The sequence below is a fragment of the Achromobacter sp. 01N37 genome (genome assembly GCF_056399725.1).
The window spans coordinates 1-13964 of record NZ_JBFTRX010000014.1; the positions used below are offsets into that span (position 1 = coordinate 1).

Sequence of the window (13964 nt, forward strand, 5' to 3'; positions counted from 1 at the left end):
GCCAAGCCTGAAACTATAACACAACTTTTGCAGATTATGCAACCGGCTTTTGCCTAATTTGCATCCTATCTTGCAACCCCGCCGCTTTTGCTTTCGCGCTAGCTTTGGCCCTGAATTCAGGGGCTGGTTACTGCTCAGGTGGCTAGCAATTAGATCCGGGTAAACCCTTGATCAACATCACCAGCCAAGCCCAAGACTATAGCACGATTTTTGCAGATTGTGCAACTGGCTTTTGCCTAATTTGCTGCAATCCTTGCAATAACCGCTTAGCTCTCATTTCTGATCGCTTCGCGGCAGACCTGGCTCGTTTCTCCTTTTGGAGACCCTCGTTCGGCCTGTTGCGCTTGCCTTGGCTTCGCGGTTCAAAACTGTCTGAACTGCGAAGGAGCGAGACTATAGCACGGAAATTTTCCGTGTGCGCCCAAGATGACACCCTTTTTGCAGAAAGATGAAGTTTTTAGGGGACGCACCGAAGCCAGTACCCGCAATCCCAGCCGCATTGCCTCAGCAGGCCCTTCCCACAGGGCACGCCCACGTTTGCCGGGGGGTTCTTCTCCACTCTATATATAGGAGGGTGCCAATTAAGTAGGCGCTAGGTAGGCGCGCACTAAAAGTTAGGGCTACTCCCCCTGCCAGTTAGGGCTACTCCCCTGCCGAAACGCATCCGTTAGGCCCGCCTTATAGACCCTCTATATATAGAGATGGCAAAAACCCTTCACAGCCTGAGCTCGGTGGTCTCCTTGATCTGCTGCAGCGCGAAGAAAGATCGCATGTCGATGACCGCAGGGTGGCGCATCAACGTGTCCATCGCGAATTTGGAGAAATGCGCCAAGTCAGCCACCTGAATGCGCAGCAGGTAGTCCATATCCCCCGACATGGCATAGCACTCAACCACTTCCGGCCAAAGCTGCACGTCGCGGGCAAAGTCGCTCATGGGCGCATGGCTGGAGCCGCTATGTTTGTTCAATCGGATGTTCACGTAGGCAAGCAACCCCAGCCCGACCTTTTCTGCGTCGATCAGAGCCACGTACTTCTTGATGAAGCCTTTCTCTTCCAGGCGGCGAACCCGGCGCAGACAAGGGCTGGGCGAGAGCGAAACCCGGTCAGCCAGCTCCTGGTTACTGAGCCTGCCATCCCTCTGCAACTCAGCCAAAATCCTTAGATCTGTCCGATCTAGCTCGATGTCAGACATTTTTAGCCCCAAATTATTTATTGACGGCAATATTATTGCTCAATGGCGCATGTATTGAGCCATCTTTGCAATTGTCTGCCTGAGCTTCCTTCCTACAATCTCCGTCTAGACTTGAAGAACAAGTCGTCCTGAAAAATGATGCAAGGGAGCAGACCTATGAGCAGCGCTTTCCAACCCTGGGACAACCCGATGGGCACCGCCGGGTTCGAATTCATCGAGTACGCCGCGCCGGACCCCGCCGCGCTGCGCAAGGTGTTCGAGCTGCTGGGCTTCAAAGCCATCGCCAAACATCGCCACAAGGATGTGACGCTATACCGCCAAGGCGGTGTCAACTTCCTGATCAATGCCGAACCGGATTCTTTCGCTCAACGCTTCGCGCGCCTGCATGGCCCGTCGATCTGTGCGATTGGCTTCCGCGTGCAAGACGCCAATGCCGCGTATAAGCGCGCGCTCGAACTGGGCGCCTGGGGTTTCGACTCGCATAGCGGCCCGATGGAACTGAATATTCCCGCCATCAAGGGCATTGGCGATTCGCTGATCTATCTGGTTGATCGCTGGACAGGCAAGGAAGGCCACGGCGGTATCGGCGATATCAGTATCTATGACGTCGACTTCGTGCCGGTGGACCCGGGCAACGCGCAAGCTGACCTGAACCATCGCGGCGCCGGCTTGACGCTGGTGGACCACCTGACGCACAACGTCCACAAGGGCCGCATGGCCGAGTGGTCGGAGTTCTACGAACGCCTGTTCAATTTCCGCGAAGTGCGCTATTTCGATATCGAAGGCAAGGTAACGGGCGTCAAGTCCAAGGCCATGACCTCGCCGTGCGGCAACATCCGCATTCCGATCAACGAAGAAGGCACGGAAGAGAAAGGCCAGATCCAGGAGTATCTGGACCTGTACCGCGGCGAAGGCATTCAGCACATCGCCATGGCAACGGATGACATCTACAGCACGATTGAAGCCCTGCGCGAATCGGGCGTGGTGTTCCTGGACACGCCCGAAACGTACTACGAGCTGCTGGATCGCCGCTTGCCTAACCATGGCGAAGACGTGGCGCGCTTGCAGAAGAACCGCATCCTGCTGGATGGCGCCCCCGGCGGCGGACTGCTCTTGCAAATCTTCACTGAAAATCAAATCGGGCCGATCTTCTTTGAGATCATCCAGCGCAAGGGCAACGACGGCTTTGGTGAAGGTAACTTCAAGGCGTTGTTCGAGTCGATCGAACTGGACCAGATGCGCCGCGGCGTCGTGAAGACGGTCGAGTAAGGACTTCCCCCGCCAGCGCTTGGTGCTCGGGCATCGGCGCTGGCTTTGATACCTCACCTGGTGGTGAGGTTTTTTTTGCCCGCTCGAAACCGAACGAGCAAACCGGACTCAACGCGTCAGGCGGTCCTGGAATTGCTTGCGAAACTTGGCGACCTTGGGCGCGATCACGAACTGGCAATAGCCCTGCTCGGGATGCAGCGCGAAGTAGTTGCTGTGATAGTCCTCGGCCTGCCAGAACTTGGCGGGCGCCAGCAGCTTCGTGACGATCGGCGCGTCGTAAACCTGTTGCGCCTCGACCTCGGCAATGACGGCTTCCGCTTGCTCGCGCTGCGACTCGTTCTGCCAGAAGATCGCCGACTCGTACTGCGGGCCGATATCATTGCCTTGACGACCCGGCGTGGTGGGGTCGTGCGTGGCGAAGAAGACGCGCAGCAGATCGCTGAACGACAACTCGGCAGGATCGAATTCCACACGGGCGACTTCGATGTGGCCGGTGTCCTTGCCGCATACCTGTTCGTAGCTGGGATTGTCGACGTGCCCGCCGCTATAGCCGGGCAGCACGCTTTTGACGCCCCGCAGATCAGTGAAGACCGCTTCAACGCACCAGAAGCAGCCGCCGCCAAGAACGGCGACTTCGTTGCCCGGAGAGGGTTGTTCTGCCATGACGATTCCTTTCTTGTAGTCGGCCGCTACCTGCGGCCGGCGCCCCGGCTTCATGCGCGGGGCATAGAGAATAAGGCTACTGCTTGGGCGGCGCCAGCGACAAGATCCATTCGGCTAACAGGCGGGCGTCTTCCTGGCTGACGTGCGTCTGGGCGGGCATGGGCACGGCGCCCCACGCGCCCCGGCCGCCCCCGCGGATTTTGCCCGCCAGGTAGTCCACCATGGCGTCGCCCTGCCCTGCATAACGTTCCGCCACGCCCTTCAACGGCGGACCCACGCGCTTGGTTTCCACTTGGTGGCAGGCCATACAGGCTTTGCTCTTGGCCAGATCCAGGCCAGTGGTTTGCGCGTGGACCGCGCCAGCGCTCAAGACGCCGGCCACGGCCAGCCACACACTAATCTTCAAATGCATCGGTTACTGCCCCACGGCTCGCGGTGCTGGCGAGCTTGCCGAATTTGGCGAGCACACCGCGTGTATAACGCGGCTTGGGCGGGACCCAGGCCTGTCGACGAGCCGCCAGGTCTTCGTCGCTGATATTGAGCTGCAACAACAGCTTGTGGGCATCGATGGTAACCGAATCGCCCTCTTGAATCAGAGCGATCGGGCCGCCAACAAATGCCTCGGGTGCGACGTGACCCACCACCATGCCCCACGTGCCGCCGGAAAAGCGGCCGTCGGTGATGAGCCCAACGGTTTCGCCCAAGCCCTGCCCCACCAGCGCCGACGTGGGCGCCAGCATTTCGCGCATGCCGGGTCCGCCCTTGGGGCCTTCATAGCGGATGACCACCACGTCGCCATCCTTGATCTGCTGGGCCATGATGGCAGTCATCGCGTCGTCTTCGGAATCAAAGACGCGCGCGGGGCCGGTCATCACGGGGTTCTTCAGCCCGGTAATCTTAGCCACACAGCCTTCGGGCGACAGATTCCCCTTAAGGATGGCCAGGTGCCCTTGCGGATACAGCGCGCGGTCGATCGGCATGATGACGTCCTGATCCGCGCGCGGTGCGTCCGGCACGTGTGCCAGGGTTTCAGCAATGGTCTTGCCGCTAATCGTGATGCAGTCGCCATGCAGCAGCCCTGCGTTGAGCAACAGCTTCATGACCTGGGGAATCCCGCCCGCGCGATGCAGATCGGTGGCGACATACTTGCCCGAGGGCTTCAAATTGCACAACACCGGCACGCGTTTGCGGATGCGTTCGAAGTCATCAATCGTCCACGGCACTTCGGCTGCGTGCGCGATCGCCAGGAAGTGCAGCACGGCATTGGTGGAGCCGCCCGTGGCCATGATGACGGACACGGCGTTCTCGATGGACTCGCGCGTGATGATGTCGCGCGGCCGCAAGTTGCGCCTGACCGCGTCGACCAGCACGCGTGCCGATTCCGCGGCGGACACGACTTTCTCGTCGTCTTCGTTGGCCATCGTGCTGGAGTACGGCAAGCTCATGCCCATGGCCTCGAAGGCGGAGCTCATGGTGTTGGCGGTGTACATGCCGCCACAGGAACCGGAGCCCGGGATCGCGCATTTCTCGATCTGCTTGAAGTCGGCTTCGGGCATGCGGCCCATCGTGTATTCGCCCACGGCTTCGAACACCGAAACGATGGTCAGGTCATTGCCTTTGTAATGCCCGGGCTTGATGGTGCCGCCATAGACGTAGATGCCCGGCACATTGGTGCGGGCCAGCGCGATCATGCCGCCGGGCATGTTTTTGTCGCAGCCGCCGATCACCACCACGCCGTCCATCCACTGGCCCTGCGCGGCGGTCTCAATACAGTCCGCAATGACTTCGCGCGAGACCAGCGAATATTTCATGCCCTCGGTGCCCATGGACATACCGTCCGAGATAGTCGGCGTGCCGAACACCTGAGGGTTGGCGCTGGACGCGCGGATGGCGTCGATGGCGGCGTCGGCCAGACGCTGCAAGCCGCTGTTGCACGGGGTGATGGTGGAATGGCCATTGGCCACGCCGATCATCGGGTTGTCGAAGTCGGCTTCCTTGTAGCCCAGCGCGTAGTACATGGCGCGGTTGGGCGCGCGCGCGACGCCGTGGGTGATGTGGCGGGAACGTTCGTTGTTCGGCATGGTCTGTCTCTCCTGTCGGCCGTCGGGGCGCGGACATGGCGAACGCACCCGGGAAGCTGGCTCGCTTGCATGCATGCGAATCTTCAGTGCTCGCCGGTTATTATCATTCAACTTTATTGTGTCGGGCAGAACATGCTGCAATATCCAAAATTCGACCCCGTAGCCTTGCAGATCGGGCCGCTGGCCATCCACTGGTACGGGCTGATGTATCTGGCGGGATTCGCCCTGGTGTATGTGCTGGGCCGCCGTCGCATCACCAGCGGCCACACCACTTCACTGAATGTGAAGGATCTTGAAGACCTGATCTTCTATAGCGTGCTGGGCGTGGTGTTGGGCGGCCGGCTGGGCTATGTGCTGTTCTACAAGCCGTCGTATTACCTGGCCCATCCGCTGGAAGTCGCGTATTTGTGGCAAGGCGGGATGTCGTTCCATGGCGGCCTGATCGGTGTGATCGTCGTCATGCTGCTGTTCGCACGCAAGAAGAAGTTGCCCTTTTTTGCAATCAGCGATTTCATTGCGCCGCTGATTCCGCTGGGCTTGGGATTCGGCCGCCTGGGCAACTTCATCAACGGTGAACTGTGGGGCCGCCCCACCGACGTGCCGTGGGCGATGGTGTTCCCGGACAGCGGCGACGGGCTCGCGCGCCATCCGTCTCAGCTGTATGAGCTGGGCCTGGAAGGCATTGTGCTGTTTGTGCTGCTGTGGTGGTTTTCGAGCAAGCCGCGTCCGCTGGGACAAGTGAGCGGGCTTTTCCTGATGGGATACGGAACGTTCCGCTTCCTGGTGGAATTCACCCGCGAGCCCGACAACTTCCTGGGTCTGCTCGCGGGTGGTTTGAGCATGGGACAGTGGCTGTCCCTGCCGATGGTCGCCTTGGGCGCCATCATGTTCAGTCTTACTGCAAAACGATCGTCCCGTTGACGGCGATGCTGACCGTGACGTCTCCCGCTTCCAGCGGGACGTCCGGGCTGTAGCCGCCAGAGGCGTCCTTGGCCATGGCTGCGGCGCCCATCATGCGCGGCATCGGCATCGGGCCGCCCGAACCGCCGAGTTCCAATTTGGACAAGCGGTAGCCTGAAAAGCCGAACGCATTGGCTGCGGCCAGTGCGCGGTCCTTGAAGGCCTGCGCGGCTTCTTTCAGCAGCTTGCGTTCTTCGGCTTCGCGCGCTTCGCGCGACAGCGAGAAGCTGATGTTCGAAATGGCGGTCTTGTCCGACAGCTTGGACGCCAGCGCGGCGGCCGCTTCGAAGTCCTTAGATTCCAGAACGATTTCGCCCTGGCCACGCCAGGAGCTGATCTTCCCCTTGCTATTGGTGTTCGGCCAGACGTTGTAGCCGCCGGTGCGAACCTCCACGCCCTTGGTGTCGCGCGCGCGCTTGACGGCGTCGTCCAATGCGGCCGTCAACTTCTTGCCTGCGGCCGGCTGATCCGGCGCCTCGACTTCCGCCGACAGCGAAATACGGACGGTGTCCTGCTTGACCTCGGACGACGCAGTYGCCTGCAACGTCATTTCGGGTGAGCGGTTCGTGGACGATTCCGTGGCGGCTGGCGCGGTGGCCGGCGTTTGCGCATAGACGGGTTGAACGGCGGCAATGGCGGCCACGGCTGCGCACGCTGCGCCGAGTTTCGTCAGCGAAAAAACAGGGTGTTTGAACATGGACTGGTCCTAGGAGGGAGGACTAAAGGAAAAAACCAGGGGGAGGAAGAGCGGAGGGAGAGATGAGGTGCCCGGCGCGGACCTGCGCTAATGGCAGGCCCGCTGGGTAAATGCCCCGCCTGTGCCGTCAAGGCCGGCATCTCGAACCCTAGGGTAAGAGGTGGTCGCGTTCCGCGGAGCGTCGGGTTCGTCTACGAGAGACGATCACTCCAGCTCCACACTCCCGCAACCATATGCCGAAAGCATAGGTTCAGAGAATGTATGGCCTAGTCACGAACACGGCAGGGACAAACTGAAAATTCTTGAATACAGCTTATGAACGGTCAGAGCAGTTTTTCCTGACCCGACAAGGCGTCATCGAGTACTGCGTTCATGTCCTCAATTCTACGCTTGAAGTCGCCGACCGCCAAACCGCCTAGCGGACCGTCGGGTGCTTTCATAGCAAGAAGCTCGCCTGCGACCTGCAAAGCAGCCATCACGGCGATGCGTTCGTTGCTGGAAATCTTGCCGGTGCCTTGAATGCGCAACATCAGTTGATCGACGTGGCGCACGGCGGCCATCAGCGTGGGCTTCTCTTCAGCGGAGCAGGCCAGGGAATAGTCGCGCCCCAGGATGGTGACATCTACGCGTTCCATTAGTGTTGCTCTCCAGACGGTGCGCCCGGCAGACGGGCCAGCACGGCGTCGATGCGCTCGCGGGCTGCGGCGGCGGCCACGCGCAAGCGCTGTAATTCGGTGTCGCGTGATTGCAGGTTGCCCTGCAGCTCGGTTTCTCGTGCCGAGAAACGCGATTCGAGCGATTGACGTTCAGTGGCTTCGCGAGCGAGCTGTTCACGCAGGGCGACTTCGGCCTGCTGTGCCTGCTCGAGCATCGCGGTGACCGCGCCGTCGTGATCTTGAAGCTTGCTTTTCAGCGTGACGATTTCAGCCTCGCGCTCGGCGGCGCGCTGCTTGAGCACGCGCTGCTCAGCTTCGAAGTCATTCAGGCGGAGGCGCAACGCGTCACGCTCTGCGTGGAGTTGGCGGGTGCGTTGCACCAGTTGCCCGATTCGGGCGGCGAGTTGGTCTAGATCTTGCAGCATGGGCGCTATCGTAAACCATCCTGAGTTGAACCGGGCCTCTTCACGCAAGGTGAGAAACCCGGCAATATTCAGTAGGAAATACGGTTGTGATTTCGGGCGGCGCGAGGCTAACCGATTCCGGCCCCTGAAGAAAAGTCCCCCTCCTCCAAATTCCCCGCATCCGGCCGATCTGGCTTTCGCATTTCTTTCTATAAACTTTCACTTAGCTTTCAAAAAACCCTCAAACCTGCCGCGAGGTTACATCTGGGGGTCGGGAGTTCCCGAATTCTAGGGAAAACCCCAGCCTTTCACCGAGCTTACAGGGTTTGCAGCGTGGCAGGCGTCCATTACCATTCGCCCTTTCAAGAAACCACGCCGTCGCTTTCAGAATAACTAATGGCACCCCGAAGTGCCTTTTTTGTGCCTGTCACTCGCCTTTCGGCGGGTCCCATCCGGCTACAAACTTTTTTATCTACATGCTGTAAACAGGAGCCAACCAATCATGCAGCTACGCAATCGACAGGACTTCTGGTCTGGGGTGATGTTCATCGCCCTTGGACTGGGATTCGCCTGGCAAGCCAGCAGCTACCAAATGGGTACTGCCGCCCGAATGGGCCCAGGGTACTTTCCTTTCTGGCTAGGCATTGTTCTGGCTTTGCTGGGCGCCATCGTGCTGCTTGGCTCGCTTTCCAAGAAAGCGCACGAAACGCATGTCGACAAGTTCGACTGGCGCATTGTTTTTCTCGTCGTGGGTTCGGTGGTGTTGTACGGCTTCATCCTCAAGCCGCTGGGCATCTACCTTTCGGTATTCATCCTGGTTGTCGTAAGCAGCCTGGCCAGCCATGAGTTCAGCCTGAAGGTCGCCGTCGCCAACGCGATCTTCCTGGTGGTGTTCTCGTATCTGGCATTCGTCAAGGGGCTGGGGCTGATCTTCCCGCTGTGGCCGTCCTTTCTGGGCATGAACTAAGGAGCAACCGGTCATGGAATTGTTTGACAACCTGATGTTGGGCTTTTCGGTAGCGTTTACGCCCGAGAACTTGGCCTACGCACTGCTGGGCTGCATCCTGGGTACGCTGATTGGCGTGCTGCCGGGTATTGGCCCGGTCCCGACCATCGCGATGCTGCTTCCGATCACGTATGTGTTGCCCCCGATTGCCGGCTTGATCATGCTTGCAGGCATCTATTACGGCGCGCAATACGGCGGTTCGACCACGGCAATTCTTGTGGCGCTGCCAGGGGAAACGTCCGCGGTGGTGACCGTGCTGGACGGTCACCAGATGGCCCGTAATGGCCGTGCTGGCGCCGCGCTGGCTATCGCCGCTCTGGGCTCGTTCTTCGCCGGTTGCGTCGCCACGCTGCTGTTGGCTGCGTTTGCGCCCCCGCTGGCTGAAGTCGCCTTCAAGTTCGGCCCCGCCGAGTACTTCTCGCTGATGTGCCTGGGCCTGGTTGGCGCCGTGGTGCTGGCTTCGGGCTCGCTGCCCAAGGCGATCTCGATGATCATCCTGGGCCTGCTGCTCGGCATGGTCGGCACCGACGTCAACTCTGGCGTTGCCCGCTTCGACTTCGGCATTCCCGAACTGCAAGACGGTATCGACTTCGCCATCGTGGCCATGGGCGTGTTCGGCTTTGCCGAAATCATGACCAACCTCGAGCAGAAGGAAAACCGCGTCGACATCACCGACAAGATCGGCTCGCTGTACCCGAACAAGCAGGAATTCAAGGAAGCGTACCCGGCAGTGCTGCGCGGTACCGCCCTGGGTTCGGCCCTGGGTATCTTGCCCGGCGGTGGCGCCGTGCTGTCGTCGTTTGCTTCCTACACGCTGGAAAAGAAGATCTCGCGGAATCCGGAACGCTTCGGCAAGGGCCACCCGGCCGGCCTGGCAGGCCCGGAATCGGCAAACAACGCTGCAGCCCAGACGTCGTTCATTCCGCTGCTGACGCTCGGTATCCCGGGTAACGCCGTGATGGCGCTGATGGTTGGCGCAATGACGATTCACAACATCCAGCCCGGCCCGCAAGTCATGACGAGCCACCCGGAGCTGTTCTGGGGCCTGATCGCCTCGATGTGGATCGGCAACCTGATGCTGGTGGTGCTGAACCTGCCGCTGATCGGCCTGTGGGTCAAGCTGCTGAAGGTGCCTTACCGCATCCTGTTCCCGGCGATTTTGGTGTTCTGCACGATCGGTGTGTATTCGTTGAACTACAACTCGTTCGACATCTTCACAACGGCAATCTTCGGTGTGATCGGCTACGTGTGGTCGAAGCTGAAGTGCGAAGGCGCACCGCTGCTGCTGGGCCTGGTTCTGGGCCCCATGATGGAAGAGAACTTCCGCCGTGCATTGCTGCTGTCGCGTGGCGATTTCACCACCTTCGTGACCCGTCCTCTGTCGGCTTCCCTGCTGGCCGTGGCCGCGATCCTGGTGATCCTGGTGGCTCTGCCTGCCATTCGCAAGAAGCGCGAAGAGACCTTCGTCGAAGAAGAGTAAAGCCCGATTTGCCGTCCTTGCGGCGGCAGTCCTGCTCTCAAAGAACCCCCGGCACCGTCCGGGGGTTTTTCTTTGCGCGCTCAAAATGCACACCCGCCAAAAGCTACTAATAAATTCCACTTACTACTGACTGTGTTTGATTGCGATTTATCTACGGTAAGCTACGGGTTTACCCCACGCGATGATTCGGCATGAATTTCGACTGGCACAACCCCTACTCCACCACCCGGACTCCGGTGTTCGCCCGCAACGTGGTCGCCACTTCGCAACCCTTGGCCGCCCAGGCCGGGTTGCGAGTGCTTGCTCAAGGCGGTAATGCCGTTGATGCCGCCATCGCCGCTGCCGCGACGCTGGCATTGACCGAACCGGTCAGTAACGGACTGGGTTCCGATTGCTTCGCCATCGTCTGGGATGGTTCGAAGCTGCATGGATTGAACGCATCAGGCACCGCCCCTGCCGCCTGGAACGTCGATTACTTCCGCCGCAAGCATCAAGGCGTGATCCCGATGCGGGGATGGGACAGCGTCACCGTGCCGGGTTGCGTGGCGGGATGGGCCGCATTGCATGAAAAGTTGGGCGCGCTGGCGTTCGCGGAGGTGCTGGCGCCGGCCATCGAATACGCTGAACGCGGCTACGCCGTGTCGCCCATGGTGCAAGAAAAGTGGGCGGCGCAGGCCGACGTGCTGCATCCCCAGCCCGGATTCGCGGATCACTTTCTACCCCGAGGCCGCCCGCCCCACATCGGCGAACATTTCGTGCTGCAAGGCGCCGCGGCAACCCTCAAGCGCATTGCCGCAACCGGCGGACGTGACTTCTACGAAGGCGAAACCGCGCATAAGCTCGTGGCGCACGCGCAAGCCCACGACGCCGCGCTGACACTGGCCGACCTGCGGGACTACGCGCCGGAATGGGTCGCCCCCATCAGCCAGCCGTATCGCGGCCACACCCTGCATCAGATTCCGCCCAACGGCCAGGGCATCGCAGCGCTGATTGCCCTGGGCATCTTGCAGAACTTTGATCTGGCGGCCCGCCCGATCGACCACCCCGACACCCAGCACCTGCTGATCGAAGCCATGAAACTGGCATTCGCCGATGTCTACGCCCATGTGGCCGACGCGCGCCACATGCGCATGACACCCGAGCAGATGCTGCGCCCCGATTATCTGGCCGAGCGCGCAGGGCTGATCGACCCCAATGTGGCCCAGGCCTTCGCCTCGGGCCATGCGCCGCAGGGCGGTACCGTCTACCTGACCGCGGCCGACAAGCGCGGCATGATGGTGAGCTTCATCCAATCGAACTACATGGGCTTCGGCTCAGGCGTGGTGGTGCCGGGTACGGGTGTCAGCCTGCAAAACCGTGGACACTGCTTCAGCACCCAGCCCGATCACCCCAATGTGGTGGCGGGCGGCAAGCGGCCCTTCCACACAATCATCCCCGGGTTCCTGATGCGTAACGGGGCGCCGGTGATGAGCTTTGGCGTCATGGGCGGCAATATGCAGCCGCAGGGGCAGGTGCAGACGCTCGTGCGCATGCTGGACTATGGCCAGCAGCCGCAGGCCGCCTGCGACGCGCCTCGCTGGAAATGGAACCATGGGCTGGCCGTAGACGCCGAAGCCGGCCTTGCGCCTGCCGTGGCCCAAGGGCTGCGCGCGCGTGGCCATGTGCTGGAAGGCATCGACGACCCCTACATGGACTTCGGATCGGGCCAATTCATCTGGCGGCTGGGCGACCCCGCTGTGGACGGGTATGTCAGCGCCAGCGATAGCCGTCGAGATGGACTCGCCGCCGGCTTTTGATTGCGTTAAGGTTACTGTCCTCAGACTGACCTTACCTACCTAGCGTGGAGTCCCCTGCATGGCAACGATCGGTACCAAGAGCTACGACGCGGTCGTAGCACAGAAAGTCGCTTTTCTCGGCTTGGGCGTCATGGGCTTGCCCATGGCCGGCCACCTGGCCCGCGCCGGGCACGACGTGACCGTCTACAACCGCACGCCCGCCAAAGCGCAAGCCTGGGTCGCCGAGTTCGGTGGCCGCCATGCCGCGACGCCGCGTGAAGCCGTTGCCGGTGCACAAATCGTCTTCGCCTGCGTGGGCAATGACGATGACCTGCGCAGCGTGGTGCTGGGACCCGACGGCGCGTTCGCTGGCATGGCGCCGGGCGCCGTGTTCGTCGACCACACCACCGCGTCCGCCGATGTTGCGCGCGAACTCTACGCTCAAGCCAAGGGCCTGGGCCTGAATTTCGTGGACGCGCCCGTCTCGGGCGGACAGGCCGGCGCCGTCAATGGCGCGCTGACCATCATGTGCGGCGGTGAACAAGCCGTGTTCGACGCCATCAAGCCGGTGGCGCAGAGCTTTGGCCGCGCAGTCACGCTGGTGGGCGCATCGGGCGCCGGACAGCTGGCCAAGATGGTCAACCAGATCTGCATCGCCGGCCTCGTGCAGGGCTTGTCCGAAGCCGTGGCCTTTGGCCAGGCGGCGGATCTGGACATGAAGCTGGTGCTGGATGTGATCAGCAAGGGCGCGGCACAAAGCTGGCAGATGGAAAACCGGGGCGGCACCATGGTCGACGACAAGTTCGACTTCGGCTTCGCGGTGGATTGGATGCGCAAGGACCTGGGCCTGGTACTGGCCGAGGCGCGCAACAACGGCGCGCGCGTGCCGGTGACGGCGCTGGTGGATCAGTTTTATGGCGACGTCCAAAAGATGGGCGGCGGCCGCTGGGATACGTCCAGCCTGATCAAGCGTTTGCGCGACTAAGCCGCGCGGCGTGTTCTTAGCCGCGTAGCAGCGGCCATGAAAAAGGCGAGCCCTGCGGCTCGCCTTTTTACTTTGGCACGTCGGCAGCGCAATGCCGCTTGCGCGGCACCCGATTACGCGGCCAGGTCCGCTTCTACGGCATCCAGCAGCAGCGCGTCGATGCGTTGCTTGGCCAGCGTCACGCCTTCCAGCGCGGCCACTTCGCCCATCGCCATGCCTTCAGCGGCGATGAACGTGACGTCGTTCATGCCCAGGAAGCTCAGCATCTGGCGCAGGTACGGCGTCAGCGTGTCCGACGGCGTGCCTTCAGCCTTGCCGCCGCGTGCCGTCAACACAAACACCTGTTTACCCTTGACGAGGCCTTCCGGCACGCCTTCGGGCGTATAACGGAACGTGACGCCGGCGCGGGCCAGGTAGTCCAGATAGCTCTTGAACTGGGCCGGCAGGTTGAAGTTGTAGACCGGCACGGCAAACACAATGCGGTCGGCTTCCATCACTTCGGCGACCAGCGTATCGCTAAGTTCAACGATGCGCTGTTGCTCAACGCTGCGAGCATCGGCCGGCGTGAACAGGGCGCCAGCGGTATTGCCATCGAAGTAAGGAATGGGTTGCGCGCCGATGTCGCGCACCTTCACGGCCGCGGCCGGGTTGGCGTTTTTGACGCGCGCAATCAGGTGATCGGCCAATTGCTTGCTGTTGGAACGGTCGCCGAGAATCGAGGAAAGGATAACGAGGGTTTTCATTGCAAATTTCTCCAGGGATGGTCCGCCTTGGGCGGACGGCCAGGATCTGTCAG

At 61.1% G+C, this 13964-nt stretch carries 14 protein-coding genes and 1 other RNA gene; 6 read left to right on the forward strand and 9 right to left on the reverse strand.

Annotated features, from left to right (window positions below; genetic code table 11):
• Nucleotides 1-715 precede the first annotated feature (715 nt).
• Nucleotides 716-1192: an Lrp/AsnC family transcriptional regulator gene (locus AC1DSJ_RS23770; RefSeq protein WP_054427370.1), complete on the reverse strand. Its 477-nt coding sequence runs from the start codon at nucleotides 1190-1192 to the stop codon at nucleotides 716-718.
• Nucleotides 1193-1348: 156 nt separating this feature from the next.
• Between AC1DSJ_RS23770 and hppD the strand changes: the two genes are divergently transcribed.
• Nucleotides 1349-2461, forward strand: a complete 1113-nt coding sequence (gene hppD / locus AC1DSJ_RS23775) for a 4-hydroxyphenylpyruvate dioxygenase (protein ID WP_175171617.1) — start codon at nucleotides 1349-1351, stop codon at nucleotides 2459-2461.
• Between the two features lie 108 nt (nucleotides 2462-2569).
• Here the strand turns inward: hppD and msrA are convergent, their stop codons facing one another.
• From msrA to ilvD, 3 genes are all read right to left on the reverse strand, one after another.
• Nucleotides 2570-3124: a peptide-methionine (S)-S-oxide reductase MsrA gene (msrA, locus tag AC1DSJ_RS23780; protein WP_054427368.1), complete on the reverse strand. Its 555-nt coding sequence runs from the start codon at nucleotides 3122-3124 to the stop codon at nucleotides 2570-2572.
• Between the two features lie 76 nt (nucleotides 3125-3200).
• A complete protein-coding gene (locus AC1DSJ_RS23785; protein WP_054427385.1) occupies nucleotides 3201-3536 on the reverse strand; it encodes a c-type cytochrome in 336 nt (111 codons plus the stop codon).
• Nucleotides 3520-5205 (reverse strand): dihydroxy-acid dehydratase, encoded by a 1686-nt coding sequence (ilvD, locus tag AC1DSJ_RS23790; RefSeq protein WP_054427367.1) that lies wholly within the window; start codon nucleotides 5203-5205, stop codon nucleotides 3520-3522. Before ilvD ends, AC1DSJ_RS23785 begins: the two co-directional genes overlap by 17 nt.
• Nucleotides 5206-5337: 132 nt before the next feature.
• Here ilvD and lgt point away from each other — a divergent pair, with 132 nt between their 5' ends.
• Nucleotides 5338-6126 (forward strand): prolipoprotein diacylglyceryl transferase, encoded by a 789-nt coding sequence (gene lgt, locus AC1DSJ_RS23795; RefSeq protein ID WP_054427366.1) that lies wholly within the window; start codon nucleotides 5338-5340, stop codon nucleotides 6124-6126.
• Here the strand turns inward: lgt and AC1DSJ_RS23800 are convergent.
• The 4 genes from AC1DSJ_RS23800 to AC1DSJ_RS23815 all read right to left on the reverse strand — a co-directional run bounded on the left by AC1DSJ_RS23800 (nucleotide 6101) and on the right by AC1DSJ_RS23815 (nucleotide 7943).
• Nucleotides 6101-6862, reverse strand: coding sequence for an SIMPL domain-containing protein (locus tag AC1DSJ_RS23800; protein ID WP_054427365.1), 762 nt, complete (start codon nucleotides 6860-6862; stop codon nucleotides 6101-6103). The genes lgt and AC1DSJ_RS23800 overlap by 26 nt on opposite strands.
• Nucleotides 6863-6970: 108 nt before the next feature.
• Nucleotides 6971-7153, reverse strand: a non-coding RNA gene (gene ssrS, locus AC1DSJ_RS23805) — 6S RNA.
• Between the two features lie 32 nt (nucleotides 7154-7185).
• Nucleotides 7186-7497 carry a cell division protein ZapA gene (locus AC1DSJ_RS23810; protein ID WP_006217444.1) on the reverse strand — a complete coding sequence of 104 codons (312 nt, stop codon included), beginning with the start codon at nucleotides 7495-7497 and terminating at the stop codon, nucleotides 7186-7188.
• The gene (locus tag AC1DSJ_RS23815; protein WP_054427364.1) at nucleotides 7497-7943 is read right to left on the reverse strand and encodes a hypothetical protein; all 447 of its coding nucleotides are present in this window, start codon (nucleotides 7941-7943) and stop codon (nucleotides 7497-7499) included. The genes AC1DSJ_RS23810 and AC1DSJ_RS23815 overlap by 1 nt, the downstream gene beginning before the upstream one ends.
• 481 nt (nucleotides 7944-8424) lie before the next feature.
• Between AC1DSJ_RS23815 and AC1DSJ_RS23820 the strand changes: the two genes are divergently transcribed.
• The 4 genes from AC1DSJ_RS23820 to AC1DSJ_RS23835 all read left to right on the forward strand — a co-directional run bounded on the left by AC1DSJ_RS23820 (nucleotide 8425) and on the right by AC1DSJ_RS23835 (nucleotide 13168).
• Entirely contained in the window at nucleotides 8425-8889 is a 465-nt protein-coding gene (locus AC1DSJ_RS23820) for a tripartite tricarboxylate transporter TctB family protein (RefSeq protein ID WP_054427363.1), read from the forward strand.
• A gap of 13 nt (nucleotides 8890-8902) precedes the next feature.
• Complete coding sequence (locus AC1DSJ_RS23825; protein ID WP_054427362.1) at nucleotides 8903-10408, forward strand: tripartite tricarboxylate transporter permease; 1506 nt, start codon at nucleotides 8903-8905, stop codon at nucleotides 10406-10408.
• A gap of 191 nt (nucleotides 10409-10599) precedes the next feature.
• Nucleotides 10600-12204 carry a gamma-glutamyltransferase family protein gene (locus AC1DSJ_RS23830; RefSeq protein WP_441372294.1) on the forward strand — a complete coding sequence of 535 codons (1605 nt, stop codon included), beginning with the start codon at nucleotides 10600-10602 and terminating at the stop codon, nucleotides 12202-12204.
• A gap of 58 nt (nucleotides 12205-12262) precedes the next feature.
• Complete coding sequence (locus AC1DSJ_RS23835; protein WP_054427360.1) at nucleotides 12263-13168, forward strand: NAD(P)-dependent oxidoreductase; 906 nt, start codon at nucleotides 12263-12265, stop codon at nucleotides 13166-13168.
• A 113-nt stretch (nucleotides 13169-13281) separates the two neighbouring features.
• Here AC1DSJ_RS23835 and AC1DSJ_RS23840 read toward each other — a convergent pair whose 3' ends face one another.
• Entirely contained in the window at nucleotides 13282-13911 is a 630-nt protein-coding gene (locus tag AC1DSJ_RS23840) for an FMN-dependent NADH-azoreductase (RefSeq protein ID WP_441372295.1), read from the reverse strand.
• Nucleotides 13912-13964 lie beyond the last annotated feature (53 nt).

What these genes read in the sequence shown, in the direction of transcription:
- AC1DSJ_RS23835 (WP_054427360.1), top strand. Translation starts at nt 12,263, where the DNA reads ATGGCAACGATCGGTACCAAGAGCTACGACGCGGTCGTAGCACAGAAA.
- AC1DSJ_RS23820 (WP_054427363.1), top strand. Translation starts at nt 8,425, where the DNA reads ATGCAGCTACGCAATCGACAGGACTTCTGGTCTGGGGTGATGTTCATC.
- AC1DSJ_RS23810 (WP_006217444.1), bottom strand. Translation starts at nt 7,497, where the DNA reads ATGGAACGCGTAGATGTCACCATCCTGGGGCGCGACTATTCCCTGGCC.
- AC1DSJ_RS23815 (WP_054427364.1), bottom strand. Translation starts at nt 7,943, where the DNA reads ATGCTGCAAGATCTAGACCAACTCGCCGCCCGAATCGGGCAACTGGTG.
- hppD (WP_175171617.1), top strand. Translation starts at nt 1,349, where the DNA reads ATGAGCAGCGCTTTCCAACCCTGGGACAACCCGATGGGCACCGCCGGG.
- AC1DSJ_RS23830 (WP_441372294.1), top strand. Translation starts at nt 10,600, where the DNA reads ATGAATTTCGACTGGCACAACCCCTACTCCACCACCCGGACTCCGGTG.
- msrA (WP_054427368.1), bottom strand. Translation starts at nt 3,124, where the DNA reads ATGGCAGAACAACCCTCTCCGGGCAACGAAGTCGCCGTTCTTGGCGGC.
- AC1DSJ_RS23825 (WP_054427362.1), top strand. Translation starts at nt 8,903, where the DNA reads ATGGAATTGTTTGACAACCTGATGTTGGGCTTTTCGGTAGCGTTTACG.
- AC1DSJ_RS23785 (WP_054427385.1), bottom strand. Translation starts at nt 3,536, where the DNA reads ATGCATTTGAAGATTAGTGTGTGGCTGGCCGTGGCCGGCGTCTTGAGC.
- AC1DSJ_RS23770 (WP_054427370.1), bottom strand. Translation starts at nt 1,192, where the DNA reads ATGTCTGACATCGAGCTAGATCGGACAGATCTAAGGATTTTGGCTGAG.
- lgt (WP_054427366.1), top strand. Translation starts at nt 5,338, where the DNA reads ATGCTGCAATATCCAAAATTCGACCCCGTAGCCTTGCAGATCGGGCCG.
- AC1DSJ_RS23840 (WP_441372295.1), bottom strand. Translation starts at nt 13,911, where the DNA reads ATGAAAACCCTCGTTATCCTTTCCTCGATTCTCGGCGACCGTTCCAAC.
- ilvD (WP_054427367.1), bottom strand. Translation starts at nt 5,205, where the DNA reads ATGCCGAACAACGAACGTTCCCGCCACATCACCCACGGCGTCGCGCGC.